Here is a 14,099-nt window from a genome sequence, read left to right on the forward strand (position 1 = left end):
CTGAACACATCACTGCTCTCCGTAGGGCCGGGCCCCGCGCCGTTCGCGCGGGGCCCCACCACCATGCTCCTAGTCGCCGCGGAGGCCTTCCCGGTAGGCCTCCGCCACTGCGCTTCAGTGCTGGTTGAAGACGTCCTTGAGCCGGGAGAACATGCCGCGCTGCCCGGGGGCGAACCTGCCGGGCGGGCGCTCCTCCCCGCGCAGCGTCGCGAGCCGCCGCAGCAGCTCCTCCTGCTCCTCGTCGAGCCTGTGCGGCGTCTCCACGTTGACGTGGATCATCAGGTCGCCGCGGCCGCTCTCGTTGAGGTGCCGGACGCCCCGGTTGTAGAGCGTGATGACCTGCCCCGACTGCGTGCCGGGCTTGATGTCGACGCTCTCGGCGGCGTCCAGCGTCTCGATGGTGACGCTGGTGCCGAGGGCCGCCGCCGTCATCGGGATCTCGACCGTGCAGTGCAGGTCGTCGCCCTCCCGCTCGAAGATGGGGTGCGGCTTCTCCACGATCTCCAGGAACAGGTCGCCGGGCGGGCCGCCGCCCGGGCCGACCTCGCCCTCGCCGGCGAGCTGGATGTGGATGCCGTTCTCCACCCCGGCCGGGATCTTGACCTTGACGGTCCGCCGGGTGCGGACCCGGCCGTCGCCGGAGCACTCGGTGCACGGGTTGCGGATCACCGACCCGAAGCCGCCGCACGCCGGGCACGGACGGGCCGTCATGACCTGGCCGAGGAACGAGCGCTGGACCTGCTGCACCTCGCCGCGCCCGTGGCACGTCTCACACGTCTCCGGGTGGGTGCCGGGCGCGCAGCCCGACCCCTCGCAGGTCGTGCAGGCGACCGCGGTGTCGATGGACAGCTCCCGCGTCGTGCCGAACGCGGTCTCGGCGAGGTCGAGCTCGACCCGCAGCGTCGCGTTCCGGCCGCGCCGCGCGCGCGAGCGCGGGCCCCGCGAGGTCGCGGTGCCGAAGAAGGCGTCCATGATGTCGCTGAAGGGGAACCCGGCGCCGCCGAACCCCCCGGCGCCCCCGGCCCCCGCCGACGCGAACGGGTCGGCTCCGAGGTCGTACATCTCGCGCTTCTTGGGGTCCGAGAGCACCTCGTAGGCCTGGGTGATCTCCTTGAACCGCTCCTGGGTCTCCGGATCCGGGTTGACGTCCGGGTGGAGCTCCCGCGCGAGCCGGCGGTAGGCCTTCTTGACCTCGTCGGCGCTGGCGTCCCGCCGGACGCCCAGGGTCGCGTAGTAGTCGTTCGCCACTTACGACCCCGCCAGGATCTGTCCCACGTAGCGTGCCACTGCCCGTACCGCTCCCATCGTGCTGGGGTAATCCATGCGTGTCGGCCCGAGCACTCCCAGCCGGGCCAGAGTGAGGTCGCCCACCCCGTAGTCGGCGGCGACGACCGAGGTCGACTTGAGCCCCTGGTCGGGGTTCTCGGTGCCGATCCGCACCGTAACTGTAGAGGAGTCGCCGGTCTCGCCGAGCAGCCGCATGAGGACGACCTGCTCCTCCAGCGCCACCAGCACCTCCCGCAGGCTCTGCGAGAAGTCCACGGCGGCGAGGTTGGCCGCCCCCGCGAAGACGATCTTCTCCTCGTGCTTCTCGACGAGCGTCTCCAGCAGCACCGACAGCACCGCCGCCGCGACCGGCCGCTCGTCCGGGCCCACCTTGTCGGGCAGGTCCGCCACCGCGGCCGGGACCTCGCCGAAGCCGAGCCCGTCCAGGCACGTGTTGAGCAACGCCCGGAGGTGGCCGATCGATTCCTCGGAGATCGGGCCGGTCTCGATGACGCGCTGCTCCACCCGCCCGGTGTTGGTGATCAGGACGAGCAGCAGCCGCCCCTCCGCCACCGGGACCAGCTCCACGTGCCGCACCGCCGAGCGGGTCAGCGACGGGTACTGCACCACCGCGACCTGCCGGGTGAGCTGCGCGAGCAGCCGCACCGTCCGGCCGACGACGTCGTCGAGGTCGTACGCGCCGGACAGGAACGTCTCGATGGCGCGGCGCTCGGCGACCGACAGCGGCTTGATGGTGGACAGCCGGTCGACGAACAGCCGGTATCCCTTGTCGGTGGGGACGCGCCCCGCGCTGGTGTGGGGCTGGGCGATGTAGCCCTGCTCCTCCAGCACCGCCATGTCGTTGCGGATGGTCGCGGGCGACACCCCGAGGTTGTGCCGGTCGGCCAGCGCCTTGGACCCCACCGGCTCGTTGGTGGAGACGAAGTCCTCGACGATGGCGCGCAGGACCGCTAGCTTCCGGTCGTCCAGCACGTTGTCACCTCCTTCGTCCGGCCGGGCCGTGCTCCTGGCACTCCTTGCTTTCGAGTGCCAAGTCTACGGCCCGGAAGGCTCGGCTGGAGCGCCCCCGCACTCTCCGCATGGCTGCGTGATCCTATCCGGCCCCGGAGCGGACGCCACGCCGAGGAACCCGGGGCGGCGGGGCACGGGCGGCCCGGCGGGTTAATGTGCGGACCCGTGCGGAGTAAGAAGTACGGAAACGACGTGCTGGCGGGCGACTGGCGCAGGCCGCGCAAGGGCCAGATCCCGGAGGTCCCCGCGGAGCCGGGGCTCGTCGCGGAGGACCCGGGCAGCGGTTTCTGCGGCGCCGTGGTCGGCTGCGACAAGTTCGGGGTCACCCTGGAGGACCGGTTCGGCAAGCGCCGGGTCTTCCCCCTGACCAAGTCCGGGTTCCTCATCGACGGCGAGCCGGTCACCCTCGTCCGGCCGGGCGCCGCGCCGAAGGGCCGCGCCCGGTCCGCCTCCGGCTCCATCGCCGTCCAGGGCCTGCGGGCGCAGGTCGCCAAGGAGAGCCGCATCTACGTGGAGGGCCTCCACGACGCCGAGCTGGTCGAGAAGATATGGGGCCACGACCTCCGCGTCGAGGGCGTCGTCGTCGAGTACCTCGAAGGCGTGGACGACCTCCCCTCCATCGTCGAGGAGTTCGCACCGGACGAGGGCCGGCGCCTCGGCGTCCTGGTCGACCACCTCGTGGAGGGCTCCAAGGAGTCCCGGATCGCCGCCCAGGTCACCTCGCCCTACGTCCTCGTCACCGGCCACCCGTTCATCGACATCTGGGAGGCCGTCAAGCCCGCGGCCGTGGGCATCCGCGCCTGGCCCCGCATCCCCCGCGGCATCCCCTGGAAGGAAGGCGTGATAGCCGAACTCGGCTGGCCCGACGACCCGCCCGCCGCCTGGAAGCGCATCCTCAACTCGGTGAACACCTACACCGACCTGGAACCCGCCCTCCTAGGCCGCGTAGAAGAACTGATCGATTTCGTGACCGTGCAAACCCAGGGCTAGCTGTTCTGTCCCGTGAGGTTGGGGACGCGGCTGGCGGGTGGGTGGCCGCCGAGTGCGGTGTGTCCGCGGTGGTGATTGTAGGTGTGCAGCCAGTGCGGGAGTGCCTGGCGGCGTTGGGTCTCTGAGGGGTAGGGCTGGTTGTAGGCCCATTCGTCGAGAAGGGTGCGGTTGAACCGTTCGACCTTGCCGTTGGTCTGGGGCCGGTAGGGGCGGGTGCGTTTGTGGGCGATGCCGGCGGCGGTGAGGGTGTCGTGCCATAGCCGTGAGCGGTAGCACGAGCCGTTGTCGGTCAGCACGCGCTGCACCGTGATGCCGGCGTCGGTGAAGAATGCCTGGGCCCGCTGCCAGAACGCGGCGGCGGTCTCTTTGGTCTCGTCGGGCAGGATCTCGGTGTAGGCCAGGCGGGAGTGGTCGTCTACGGCGTTGTGCAGGTAGCCGTAGCCCAGGTTGGGGCGGCCGTGCACGGTGCGGGACCGGTGGGGGTCGCGGTGGGCCGAGGAGTTGCGGCCGCCGGTGGCGCGGCCGTGCACGCGGTGGCCGCCGCCGTCGGGGATGTTGCCGAGTTTCTTGATGTCGACGTGGACCAGGTCGCCGGGCGCGGGATGCTCGTAGCGGCGGACGGTGCGGCCGGTGGCGCGGTCCAGGTGCCGTAGGTGGGGCAGGCCGTAGCGGGTCAGGACACGGTGGACGGTGGCGGGGTTGAGGCCGAGCAGGTAGGCGATGCGGGCCGGTCCCCACCGGCGCAGTACCCGCACCTTGATGATCCGCCGCTCGGTCCGGGTGGGGGTACGGCGCGGACTGCGGTGCGGGCGCGAGGACCGGTCGGCCATCCCGGCCTCGCCCAGCTCCCGATACCGCGCGGCCCATCTCCGGGCGGTGCCGACCGAGACCTGGAACCGTTCGGCGGCCCGCCGCAGCGGCCAGCGGCCATCGACCACGCAGCGGGCCAGGCGCAGGCGTCCGGTCTCGGTCAGCGGGGCATTACGGTGGGGCATGAGGGCCTCCTGTGGTGCCGGTGCAGATGTCGCAATCCACACCGAACCCGGAGGCCCTCCCTCATATCAAGATCATCCAACCGCGCCGCCGTGTTCCCAACCTCCGTGGGCAGTACAGCTAGCACAGCGCTCTTACTGCTGCGTCGGCTAGTAGGCGGCCCTTGAGAGTTAGTACTGCTCGGCCGTGCTCGTAGGGGATCGGGTCTAGGAGGCCCTCGTCCATCAGGCCGCGGGCGGCCTTGTCGTCCAGGAGGGTGGTGGGGCAGCCCTGGGCCAGGCGTAGTTCGAGCATTACGCGCTCGATGTGCCGGTCCTCGTCGGTGAGGATCTCCCTGGCGTGGGCGGGGGTGGTGCCCTCGGCCAGGCGGGAGGCGTAGGCGGCGGGGTGCTTGACGTTCCACCAGCGGGTTCCGCCGACGTGGCTGTGGGCGCCCGGGCCGACGCCCCACCAGTCGGCGCCCGTCCAGTAGAGCATGTTGTGCCGGCAGGCGGCGCGGGGGTCCGCGGCCCAGTTGGAGATCTCGTACCAGTGCAGGCCGTGGGCGCTGAGCAGCTCGTCGGCGATCAGGTAGCGGTCGGCCATGGCGTCGTCGTCGGGCGCGGTCAGTTCGCCGCGCCTCACCTGCGCCGCCAGGCGGGTGCCCTCCTCCACGATGAGCGCGTAGGCGGACACGTGGTCGGGCTCCGCCGCCAGGGCCGCTTCCAGGGAGCCTCTCCAGTCGTCGTCGGTCTCCCCTGGCGTCCCGTAGATGAGGTCGAGGTTGATGTGCTCGAAGCCCGCCTTGCGCGTCCACTCGACGACCTGGGGGACGCGTCCAGGCGTATGCGCGCGTTCCAGGACGGCGAGGACGTGCTCGCGCGCGCTCTGCATGCCGTACGAGACGCGTGTGAACCCGGCTTCGCGGAGCCTGGCGATGTACGCCTCGTCCACCGACTCGGGATTGGCCTCGGTGGTGACCTCCGCGCCGGGGGCGAGCCCGAACTCGGAGTCGATCGCGGCCAGTACGCGGCCGAGGTCGTCAGGGGAGAGCAGGGTCGGCGTGCCGCCGCCCACGAAGACGGTCTCCACGGGGAGGTCGGCGTCGCCGAGCACGCGCCGGGCCATCCGGACCTCGCGGACGGCGGTGTCGGCGTAGGACTCGCGGCTCGCCCCAGGGCCCAGCTCGGTGGCCGTGTAGGTGTTGAAGTCGCAGTACCCGCACCGGGTCACGCAGAACGGCACGTGCACGTAGAACGCGAAGGGGCGCTCTCCCAGGCCGCGCAGGGCACTGGCGGGAAGCGCGCCGTCGGCCGGTACGGGGTCGCCGTCAGGAAGCGTCGAGGGCACCCCTCAAGTCTGCCGCGCTCCACCGCCTGCTTCGGCCGGTCAGGCGTTCCCGAGCTTCTCGCGGAGCCAGTCGGGGATGTGCTCGTCGGCGCGGGGGAAGCGGTCGAGGTCCTGGACGTAGGCGGACGGGGCCAGCGGCGGGGTGAACTCGGGCTCGCCGTCGTAGTCGAACTCGGCGCTGAAGTGGCCGGAGCGCTCGATCTGGAGGCGCGCGGTGAACCAGGCCCCCTTGCCGGACCGGTACATGGCGCGGCGCAGCTCGTCCATCTTCCCCACGGCCTGGCCCGGCGGCAGGGCCGTGCGGCGCCCGCCGTCGGGGCCCTCGACCTCGAGCGAGGCGCTGTCGATGCCGACCGTCGCGCGGAACTCGAAGTCGAGCCGCTGCCACCCCGCCGGGGCGGCGGAGCGCAGCGCGCGGACGGCGCCGTTCACCGTCTCCCGTTCCTCCTCGGAACGCAGAACCTGCTCGGGGTGGGTCACGCTGCCTCCGCGAGGTGGGCCGGTTCGATCGATCAGGCACCGTACCCGTCCGACCGTACCGGCGTCCGCGTCCGAGTCGAGCAGCCGCCGCCGTGTCGCGGCGAGGCCGTGTCGCGGCGAGGCCGCCGCCGCTTCGGCCGCCGACCGCCTGAGACACCGCAACGAATACGGATATGGTCGTCCGGATGCGAAATGAGGGTGCGACCGGCCGGGAGCGCGTGCCCGCCCGCGTCCTGCTGCGAGGCGAGCCGGACGGCTGGCACTGGGTGCTGGTGGACGAGGCGGGAGCCGAGCTGCGCTCGGACTTCGCCGGCGCGGGGACGCGCTGGTCCGCCGGCGGGCGCCCGGACCCGGAACCGGCGTGGTGGCGCAGCAGGCTCGCCGAGACGGCCGAGGGACTGCGGGAGGCGGTCGCCGAGCGGCTGACCGACACGACGTTCCGCCGGTTCGGCGCCGAGGCCGCGATCACCTGGTTCGCGGTGGAGGAGCCCGTCGAGTGGGAGGGGATCGTCACCCTGCGGGAGGCCGACCCGGCCCGGTTCCCCGGCCGGGTGCCGCCGTTCCTGGTGACGCTGGAGCCGGGGCGCGGGGCGCTGCTGCCGGACGCGAGCCTGCTGTTCTCCACCAGCGCCGCCGACGCCTGGACGACCCTCGACGCGGTCGCCGAGCGCTGCGGCACCCTCCCGCCGAAGCCGTCGTTCCTGTGCGGCTGGGCGGGGCACCGCAGCGTACGCGTGGGGCGCGGGACGCTGTCGCTGTCCACCGGCCGGGGCGAGGACGGCGTGGAGCGGCTCGCGCAGATCTGCGGCACGCGGGCGCCCGGCTGGAGCGGCAACCCCGAGATGCGGTTCCGGCTCGACGGCGTCGACCTGCTCGACGAGCCCGCCGGCGACGTCGTCGCCCTGCTCCGGGAACTGGACCACGAGATCGTCAGGCGCGGCCGCTCCGTCCGGCTGGAGGGCTGCGGGCTCACGCTCCACGCGCCCGACGGGGCCGAGGAGGCGGAGCGGTTCACCGGCGTGTCCCTGGGGGTGCCCGCGGCGCTGTCGCCACTGTGGAGCGGCTCCTGACGCGCGCGGACCCCCGCGCACCCGGCGCACACGGAGCCGACACCCACGGGGGACCGCGCCGTCACCGGAACGCAACCGGGGCGGCCTAGGTTCGCCGATCATGAGAAGCCGCGCGCGCCATGCCGTGCTCGCCGTGACCGGCGCAGCCCTCGCCGGTGCTCCCCTCGCCCTCCTCCCCTCCCCCGCCCACGCCGCCGGGACGCCCGGCACGATCAACGTCCACCGCGGCGGCCCCGCCGGGTCGCTGCCGTTCACCGCCCGCCGGGACGGGGAGGCGCTGATCTCCTTCAGCGCCTCCGCCCCGGGCGTCTCCTGGGTCCGCGAGGGCGCCGAGTCGGCCGTCGTGTCGATCGCCGTCGACGGGCGCCATGTGACCGACCTCGTCGTCCCCTCGTCCGAACCCATCCCCCGCAGCCTCGGGCTCGGGCACGTCGGCAAGGGGCGCCACAGGGTGACCCTGCGGTTCGCCAAGGGCAGCGCGCCCGCGGCCCGCCGGGTCACGCTCCGGCGCACCCGGGTCACCATGCCCGCGGCGGACGCGCTCGCCCTGCGCCACGCGCCCGTCGTCGTCGGCCGGACGGGGTGGCCGACCGGCGACCCCTACCAGAACGCGACCACCGACACCCCGTTGATCGCCTGGCACGAGACCCGTCCCGCCGCCGCTCCCGGCCATCGGATCATCGAGTACTCCGTGGTGTGGAGCAACGAGGACGGCGGCACCGACACCCCCGCGCTGATGGCCCGCTGGGGCCGGACGACCGACATCGAGTGGATCTACCGGGTCGAGGTCGACCCGTCCGGCCGGCGCGTGGACGGCACCGCCGTCTACCAGGCGCCCATGCACCTGACCCTGAAGTTCACGGGCCGCTACGAGGGCGACCACCCGGTGCTCCAGACCTGCACCCAGAACAACAACATGTGCGACGCCGTCTCGCCCGCCCCTCCGCTGCGCTTCCTGCTGGACTCCTCCGGGACGCGCCCGGACGGCCGCGCCCGCGAGGTCGTCATGGACCGGGAACCGTGGACCTACCGGATCGCGGCGCAGGAGATGCTCCGCGAAGGGAAGATCGAGAAGCCGTCCGACCCCGCGACGCGCGAGGTCGGCGACCCGCGGACGTACCTGTTCGCGGAGTTCTCCAAGACGACGGGCGCCGCGACCGGGGCCGGGTCCGCTCCGGGCGTCGCACTGGGCGTGCGGCTGAGGTCCGACCCGTCCCGGCTGTACCGCTCCGACCACGACGAGCCGACCTGGTCGATCGAACGCGACGGCGCCGTCGCCACCACCGTGGAACTGCCGGAGGGGACGACGGTCTCCGACATCGCGAGCATCGAGGCCGTCCGGCGTCCCACCGGGTTCGGGGACAACGGCGCGCCGGCCACCGTGACGTCCGTCAACCGCGGGTTCTTCCTGGACGACTCGTTCCTGCCTCAGCGTTCGTCCGTCGAGTGGAACGGGTCGGTCACGCTCACGCAGGCGAACCCCTCCGCCGTCCTCTGGCGTCCCTGACCCCACTCCAGGCACCGTGAAGGGGCCCGTGGCGCGAACCGGCCACGGGCCCCTGTTCATAGGGAACCGGGGCGAACTCCACGCGCGTCCAAGGAGTCATACACTTCGCCAATAGCTTGCATAGCGAACCCCGGAGAGGACGACCGCCATGGCCTACGGGCCTCCCCCGCCGCCCGGTCAGGGACAGCAGCCCCAATGGCAGCAGCAGGCCCCCTGGCAGCAGCCCGGAAACGCCTGGCAGCAGCCGCAGCAGCCCCAGTCCGGCATGGGCTGGCAGCAGCAGCCGCAGGGCGGGAACGGCACCGCCCAGATGCCCGGCCACTTCGGCCCCGTCACCGACGACGAGAAGACGTGGTCGCTGATGGCGTACGTGGGCCAGTTCCTCCTCGGAGCGATCGCCCCGGCGGTCGTCTACCTCGGCAAGGCCCGGTCGCCGTTCGTGCGCAGGCACGCCGCGCAGGGCCTCAACATGGGGATCGCGTCCATCGCCGTTTGGGTCGTCTTCGGGCTGCTGTCGCTGGCCGTCGACTTCTTCATCTGGGTGCCGCTTCTGTTCACGGCCGTCGTGATGTTCTTCCTGGTGTACGCGGGCAGGGCCGCCAACCGCGGCGAGTTCCGGCGCGTGCCGTCCGCGGTGGCCTGGCCCCTGCTCAAGTAGCGGCGGCTACTTCTTGCCCTTGTCGGCCTCGCCGCCGCTGGTCGAGAGGGCGGCGACGAAGGCCTCCTGCGGGACGTCCACCCGCCCGATGGTCTTCATCCGCTTCTTGCCCTCCTTCTGCTTCTCCAGCAGCTTGCGCTTGCGGGAGATGTCGCCGCCGTAGCACTTGGCGAGGACGTCCTTGCGGATGGCACGGATGTTCTCCCGGGCGATGATGCGCGCCCCGACCGCGGCCTGGATCGGCACCTCGTACTGCTGCCTGGGGATCAGCTCCTTGAGCTTGGCCGTCATCATCAGGCCGTACTCGCGGGACTTGTCCTTGTGCACGATCTGGCTGAAGGCGTCCACCGACTCGCCCTGCAGGAGGATGTCGACCTTCACGAGGTCGGACTCCTGCTCGCCGCTGGGCTCGTAGTCGAGCGAGGCGTACCCGCGCGTCTTGGACTTCAGCTGGTCGAAGAAGTCGAAGATGATCTCAGCGAGCGGCAGCGTGTAGCGGATCTCGACGCGGTCCTCCGACAGGTAGTCCATGCCGAGCAGCACGCCGCGGCGGCCCTGGCACAGCTCCATGATCGCGCCGATGTGGTCGGACGGGGACAGCAGCGTCGCCTTCACCACCGGCTCGTACACCGTGCCGATCTTGCCCTCGGGGAACTCGCTGGGGTTGGTGACGGTGTGCTCAGTCCCGTCCTCCATCACGACCCGGTACACCACGTTCGGCGCGGTCGAGATCAGCGACAGGTTGAACTCGCGCTCCAGCCGCTCCCGGACGATCTCCATGTGCAGCAGGCCGAGGAAGCCGCAGCGGAACCCGAACCCGAGCGCCGCCGACGTCTCCGGCTCGTAGACCAGCGCGGCGTCGTTCAGCCGCAGCTTGTCGAGCGCGTCGCGCAGCTCGGGGTACTGGTCGCCGTCCACCGGGTACAGGCCCGAGAACACCATGGGCTTCGGGTCGCGGTAGCCGCCGAGCGCCTCGGGCGCCTGCCGGGACGCGCCGGTCACGGTGTCGCCGACCCGCGCCTGCCGGACGTCCTTCACCCCGGTGATCAGGTAGCCGACCTCGCCGACGCCGAGGCCCTGCACGGGCTTGGGCTCCGGGGAGATCACGCCGACCTCCAGGGTCTCGTGGGCGGCCCCGGTCGACATCATCAGGCTCTTCTCGCGCCGCGACAGGTGCCCGTCGATGATCCGGACATAGGTGACGACGCCCCGGTAGGTGTCGTACACCGAGTCGAAGATCAGCGCGCGGGCGGGACCGTCGGGGTCGCCGACCGGCGCGGGCACCTCCTCGACGATCTTGTCGAGGAGCTCGCGGACGCCCTCGCCCGTCTTGCCCGACACGCGCAGCACGTCCGAGGGGTCGCAGCCGATGATCCCCGCCAGCTCCTCGGCGTACTTCTCCGGCTGCGCCGCCGGGAGGTCGATCTTGTTGAGGACGGGGATCAGGTGCAGGTCGGCCTCGAGCGCCAAGTAGAGGTTCGCCAGCGTCTGCGCCTCGATGCCCTGCGCCGCGTCCACCAGCAGGACCGCGCCCTCGCACGCCGCGAGCGACCGCGACACCTCGTAGGAGAAGTCGACGTGCCCGGGGGTGTCGATCAGGTTGAGGACGTGGTCGACGCCGCCCGACGTCCAGGGCAGCCGGACCGCCTGGCTCTTGATCGTGATGCCGCGCTCGCGCTCGATGTCCATGCGGTCGAGGTACTGGGCGCGCATCTGGCGCCCCTCGACCACCCCGGTCAGCTGCAGCATCCGGTCCGCGAGGGTCGACTTGCCATGGTCGATGTGCGCGATGATGCAGAAGTTGCGGATGATCGCGGGATCGGTCTTGTCAGGCTGGGGCGCTGGCACCGGGGTCCGTTCGCAATGCTCACAGGTGGACAGGGATCTGTGTCCCCCATAATCCCATGTCCCGCGCGATGCTCCGTGCACGGCCCGGTTTGGGACGGGCCCCGGTGATTGGTAAGCTGTGCGACTGCGTGTGGCGTAGCGTCGTGCCCCGGGGGCACCGTCCCGCCCCCGTTCAGACATTTTCGTCAGCGCCTGCCGATACGCGCAGGCCCAGGATCGCGACCAAGCTGAGGCTCTACGACGTGGCTAACATCAAGTCCCAGATCAAGCGCAACAAGCAGAACGAGAAGGCCCGCCTGCGCAACAAGGCCGTCAAGTCCGAGCTGAAGACGGCGATCCGCAAGTTCCGCGAGGCCGCCGAGGCCGGCAACGTGGACGACGCCGTCGCCGCGCAGCGGTTCGCCGCTCGCAAGCTGGACAAGGCCGTCAGCAAGGGCGTCATCCACAAGAACCAGGCCGCCAACCGCAAGTCGGCGATCGCCCGGCAGGCCGCCGCCCTGCAGGCCAAGTAAGAGCCGCACGCCCGGGGCCGGCCGCGCGCCGGCCCCGACGCATGTCCATGGACGAGCGCCGCGCGGTCAAGATCTCCAAGTACCTCGCCAAGCACCTTCGGCACCGCCCCGAGCGGATCGGCCTCACCCTCGACCCCGAGGGGTGGGCGGAGGTCGCCGAACTGCTCTCGGCCGCCGCGGCCCACGGTTTCGCGCTCACCCGCGCCGAACTCGAACACGTGGTGGCGGTCAACGACAAGAAGCGCTACGAGCTCTCAGGGGACCGGATCCGCGCCGTCCAGGGCCACTCGGTCCCCGTCTCGCTGAACCTTCCGGTGACGGCCCCGCCGGACCTCCTCTACCACGGCACCGTGCGCCGCTCCGTCGAGGCCATCCTGCGGGACGGCCTGCTCCCCATGGGGCGGCACGCCGTCCACCTGTCCCCCGACCGCGAGACGGCCCGGCGCGTCGGCGCCCGGCGCGGCGTCCCCGTGGTGCTGACCGTCCAGGCCGGACGGATGGCGGCCGACGGCCACGAGTTCCGCGTCAGCGCGAACGGCGTGTGGCTGGCCGACACGGTGCCGCCGCGATATCTGAGCGAATGACCTCCGCGGCGGCCCAGTCGGGGACGTGCCGCACCCATTCGGGGCCTTCCTTCGGCCCGAACAGGTACCGGTAAGGGACGATCTCGCGGATGGCGCGGTGCACGTCCAGCCGGTCGTCGATCATGTGGGTGATCCCGAGTTCGGCGCAGTGCCGGGCCTTGTCCTGCCGCCTGCGGCAGAACCGCACGTTGGCCCGCGGCAGGCCCGTCCGCTCGTAGAAGTCGTGGTGGTCGAGCCAGGCGAGGGTCCTCTCCCGTACCCGGTCGCCGCACTTGGAGATGATCCACGCCCGTCCGCCGAACGCCTCGACCAGGCCGGGCAGCACCTCGTAGACGCCGTCCGTCGCGGGGGAGGCGAGAGCCTCCTCGAAGCTTCCGTCGAGGAAGGCGGTGTCGTTCTCACCGGGGGCCGTGAGCCCGCCATGGATGACCCGGCCGAAGTCGACGCCGAGTCTCGGTTCGATGTCCATGACCCAACCTTCGACCCGGACCCGCTAATCCAGAACTATTAACCTCTTCCTAGGCTATAGTCATTACCTATGGAGCTGAGCCGCCTGTCCACCGACGCGCTCGCCTCCTTCGCCGTCTTCGCCGACCACCTCAACTTCACCCGCGCCGCCGAGGCCCTCCACATCTCTCAGCCGGCCCTCCACGTCAAGGTGCAGAAGCTCGCCGACACCCTGGGCCGCCCCCTCTACACCCGGCACGGCCGCCGCCTCGCCCTCACTCCCGCCGGCGAGCAGGTCGCCCGCTTCGCCCGCGACCTCGACGCCCGGATGGCGGCGTTCCTCGAGGACGTGCGGGGCGCGTCCCCGTCCCGCGTCCCGACCCTGGCCGCCGGGGAGGGCGCCTACCTCTACCTCCTCGGCGGCGTGATCCGCCCCGGCCTCCGCCTGATCAACGGCGACCGCGCCCGCACCCTCGCCGCCGTGCGCACCGGCCGCGCGGACCTCGGCGTCGCCGTCCTCGACGTCCTGCCCGCCGACGTCACGGCCGTCCCGCTGGCGTCCTACCCCCAGACGCTCGTCATGCCGGACGACCACCCGCTCGCCGCCGAGCCGCGCCTCACCCTCGCCGACCTCGCCGGCGCCTCGCTCGTCGTCCCGCCCGCCGAGGGCCCGCACCGCGTCACCCTCGAACGCGCCCTGCGCGCCGCCGAGGTGCCTTGGACGCTGGCGGTCGAGGCCGCGGGGTGGCCCCTGATGCTGCACTTCGCGTCCCTCGGCGTCGGACTCGCCGTCGTCAACGGCTGCGTCCCGCCTCCCCCCGGCCTGACGGCCCGCGAGATCATCGACCTGCCCGCAGTCCCCTACTACGCCCTCCACCTCCCGGACAGGGCCGACGACCCCCTCGTCACCGGCCTCCTGGCCGCCATCCGCACTTCGCTGAGGAGCACGCCGTGCGCTTCGAGACCTCCGTCGACATCGACGCCGCCCCCGAGACCGTCTGGAACCTCCTGAAGGACGTCGAGCGCTGGCCCGACATGACCGCCTCGATGGAGGAGGTCGAAGTCCTGGACGAGCCGTTCACCCTGGGCAGCCGGGCCCGCGTCCGCCAGCCGAAGCTCCCCACCGCCGTCTGGACGGTCACGGCCTTCGAGGAGAACCGCACCTTCACCTGGGAGTCCCGCTCCCCCGGCGTCACCACGACCGGCGCCCACGAGATCGTCCCCGCCCCCGACGGCAAGGTCACCGTCCGCCTCACCCTCGACCAGAAGGGCGCGCTGGCCCCCGTCTTCAACCTCCTGGCCGGGCGCCTCACCCGCCGCTATGTCGTGATGGAGGCCCAGGGCCTGAAGACCAAGGCCGAGCAGCAGCCCACCGGTTAGAGC

At 71.9% G+C, this 14,099-nt stretch carries 15 protein-coding genes; 8 read left to right on the plus strand and 7 right to left on the minus strand.

The genetic code is table 11. The features are described 5' to 3' along the window. Nucleotides 1–114: 114 nt before the first annotated feature. Complete coding sequence (gene dnaJ / locus FKD65_RS10920) at nt 115–1,248, minus strand: molecular chaperone DnaJ (RefSeq protein ID WP_141577341.1); 1,134 nt, start codon at nt 1,246–1,248, stop codon at nt 115–117. Continuing rightward, nucleotides 1,249–2,259, minus strand: a complete 1,011-nt coding sequence (gene hrcA, locus FKD65_RS10925; protein WP_141577342.1) for a heat-inducible transcriptional repressor HrcA — start codon at nt 2,257–2,259, stop codon at nt 1,249–1,251. Nucleotides 2,260–2,463: 204 nt separating this feature from the next. Here hrcA and FKD65_RS10930 point away from each other — a divergent pair, with 204 nt between their 5' ends. Continuing rightward, entirely contained in the window at nt 2,464–3,288 is an 825-nt protein-coding gene (locus tag FKD65_RS10930; protein WP_240810079.1) for a DUF3097 domain-containing protein, read from the plus strand. Here FKD65_RS10930 and FKD65_RS10935 read toward each other — a convergent pair. The 3 genes from FKD65_RS10935 to FKD65_RS10945 all read right to left on the minus strand — a co-directional run bounded on the left by FKD65_RS10935 (nt 3,285) and on the right by FKD65_RS10945 (nt 6,090). Then, on the minus strand, nt 3,285–4,283 hold the full coding sequence (locus FKD65_RS10935; RefSeq protein ID WP_141575150.1) for an IS481 family transposase: 999 nt from the start codon (nt 4,281–4,283) through the stop codon (nt 3,285–3,287). The two genes, FKD65_RS10930 and FKD65_RS10935, sit on opposite strands and share 4 nt — an antisense overlap. A 118-nt stretch (nt 4,284–4,401) precedes the next feature. After that, nucleotides 4,402–5,610 (minus strand): radical SAM family heme chaperone HemW, encoded by a 1,209-nt coding sequence (gene hemW / locus FKD65_RS10940; protein ID WP_141577344.1) that lies wholly within the window; start codon nt 5,608–5,610, stop codon nt 4,402–4,404. Between the two features lie 39 nt (nt 5,611–5,649). Beyond that, nucleotides 5,650–6,090 carry a hypothetical protein gene (locus FKD65_RS10945; RefSeq protein WP_141577345.1) on the minus strand — a complete coding sequence of 147 codons (441 nt, stop codon included), beginning with the start codon at nt 6,088–6,090 and terminating at the stop codon, nt 5,650–5,652. Between the two features lie 185 nt (nt 6,091–6,275). On the opposite strand from FKD65_RS10945, the gene FKD65_RS10950 reads away from it, so the two are divergent. The 3 genes from FKD65_RS10950 (at nt 6,276) to FKD65_RS10960 (ending at nt 9,325) form a co-directional block, all read left to right on the plus strand. Next, complete coding sequence (locus FKD65_RS10950) at nt 6,276–7,160, plus strand: hypothetical protein (RefSeq protein WP_141577346.1); 885 nt, start codon at nt 6,276–6,278, stop codon at nt 7,158–7,160. Between the two features lie 100 nt (nt 7,161–7,260). After that, nucleotides 7,261–8,667 carry a hypothetical protein gene (locus FKD65_RS10955; protein ID WP_141577347.1) on the plus strand — a complete coding sequence of 469 codons (1,407 nt, stop codon included), beginning with the start codon at nt 7,261–7,263 and terminating at the stop codon, nt 8,665–8,667. A gap of 148 nt (nt 8,668–8,815) precedes the next feature. After that, complete coding sequence (locus FKD65_RS10960; protein WP_141577348.1) at nt 8,816–9,325, plus strand: DUF4870 domain-containing protein; 510 nt, start codon at nt 8,816–8,818, stop codon at nt 9,323–9,325. A gap of 6 nt (nt 9,326–9,331) precedes the next feature. Here the strand turns inward: FKD65_RS10960 and lepA are convergent, their stop codons facing one another. Next, nucleotides 9,332–11,173: a translation elongation factor 4 gene (lepA, locus tag FKD65_RS10965; RefSeq protein ID WP_141577349.1), complete on the minus strand. Its 1,842-nt coding sequence runs from the start codon at nt 11,171–11,173 to the stop codon at nt 9,332–9,334. A gap of 242 nt (nt 11,174–11,415) precedes the next feature. On the opposite strand from lepA, the gene rpsT reads away from it, so the two are divergent. Further along, nucleotides 11,416–11,685, plus strand: coding sequence for a 30S ribosomal protein S20 (rpsT, locus tag FKD65_RS10970; protein ID WP_141577350.1), 270 nt, complete (start codon nt 11,416–11,418; stop codon nt 11,683–11,685). Between the two features lie 47 nt (nt 11,686–11,732). Then, a complete protein-coding gene (locus tag FKD65_RS10975; protein WP_141586737.1) occupies nt 11,733–12,269 on the plus strand; it encodes an RNA 2'-phosphotransferase in 537 nt (178 codons plus the stop codon). On the opposite strand, the gene FKD65_RS10980 is transcribed toward FKD65_RS10975, so the two are convergent. After that, nucleotides 12,211–12,738: a hypothetical protein gene (locus FKD65_RS10980; protein WP_141577351.1), complete on the minus strand. Its 528-nt coding sequence runs from the start codon at nt 12,736–12,738 to the stop codon at nt 12,211–12,213. The two genes, FKD65_RS10975 and FKD65_RS10980, sit on opposite strands and share 59 nt — an antisense overlap. Before the next feature lie 69 nt (nt 12,739–12,807). Between FKD65_RS10980 and FKD65_RS10985 the strand changes: the two genes are divergently transcribed. Beyond that, entirely contained in the window at nt 12,808–13,728 is a 921-nt protein-coding gene (locus tag FKD65_RS10985; protein WP_141577352.1) for a LysR family transcriptional regulator, read from the plus strand. Further along, entirely contained in the window at nt 13,668–14,096 is a 429-nt protein-coding gene (locus FKD65_RS10990) for an SRPBCC family protein (RefSeq protein ID WP_141577353.1), read from the plus strand. Before FKD65_RS10985 ends, FKD65_RS10990 begins: the two co-directional genes overlap by 61 nt. The last annotated feature ends 3 nt before the right edge of the window (nt 14,097–14,099 follow it).

It is taken from the genome of Actinomadura sp. WMMA1423, assembly GCF_006547145.1.
Lineage (GTDB): Bacteria > Actinomycetota > Actinomycetes > Streptosporangiales > Streptosporangiaceae > Spirillospora.

Coding starts and splice junctions, on each gene's coding strand:
- FKD65_RS10935 (WP_141575150.1), bottom strand. CDS start 4,283: ATGCCCCACCGTAATGCCCCGCTGACCGAGACCGGACGCCTGCGCCTG.
- FKD65_RS10950 (WP_141577346.1), top strand. CDS start 6,276: ATGCGAAATGAGGGTGCGACCGGCCGGGAGCGCGTGCCCGCCCGCGTC.
- FKD65_RS10955 (WP_141577347.1), top strand. CDS start 7,261: ATGAGAAGCCGCGCGCGCCATGCCGTGCTCGCCGTGACCGGCGCAGCC.
- FKD65_RS10960 (WP_141577348.1), top strand. CDS start 8,816: ATGGCCTACGGGCCTCCCCCGCCGCCCGGTCAGGGACAGCAGCCCCAA.
- FKD65_RS10975 (WP_141586737.1), top strand. CDS start 11,733: ATGGACGAGCGCCGCGCGGTCAAGATCTCCAAGTACCTCGCCAAGCAC.
- FKD65_RS10980 (WP_141577351.1), bottom strand. CDS start 12,738: ATGGACATCGAACCGAGACTCGGCGTCGACTTCGGCCGGGTCATCCAT.
- FKD65_RS10985 (WP_141577352.1), top strand. CDS start 12,808: ATGGAGCTGAGCCGCCTGTCCACCGACGCGCTCGCCTCCTTCGCCGTC.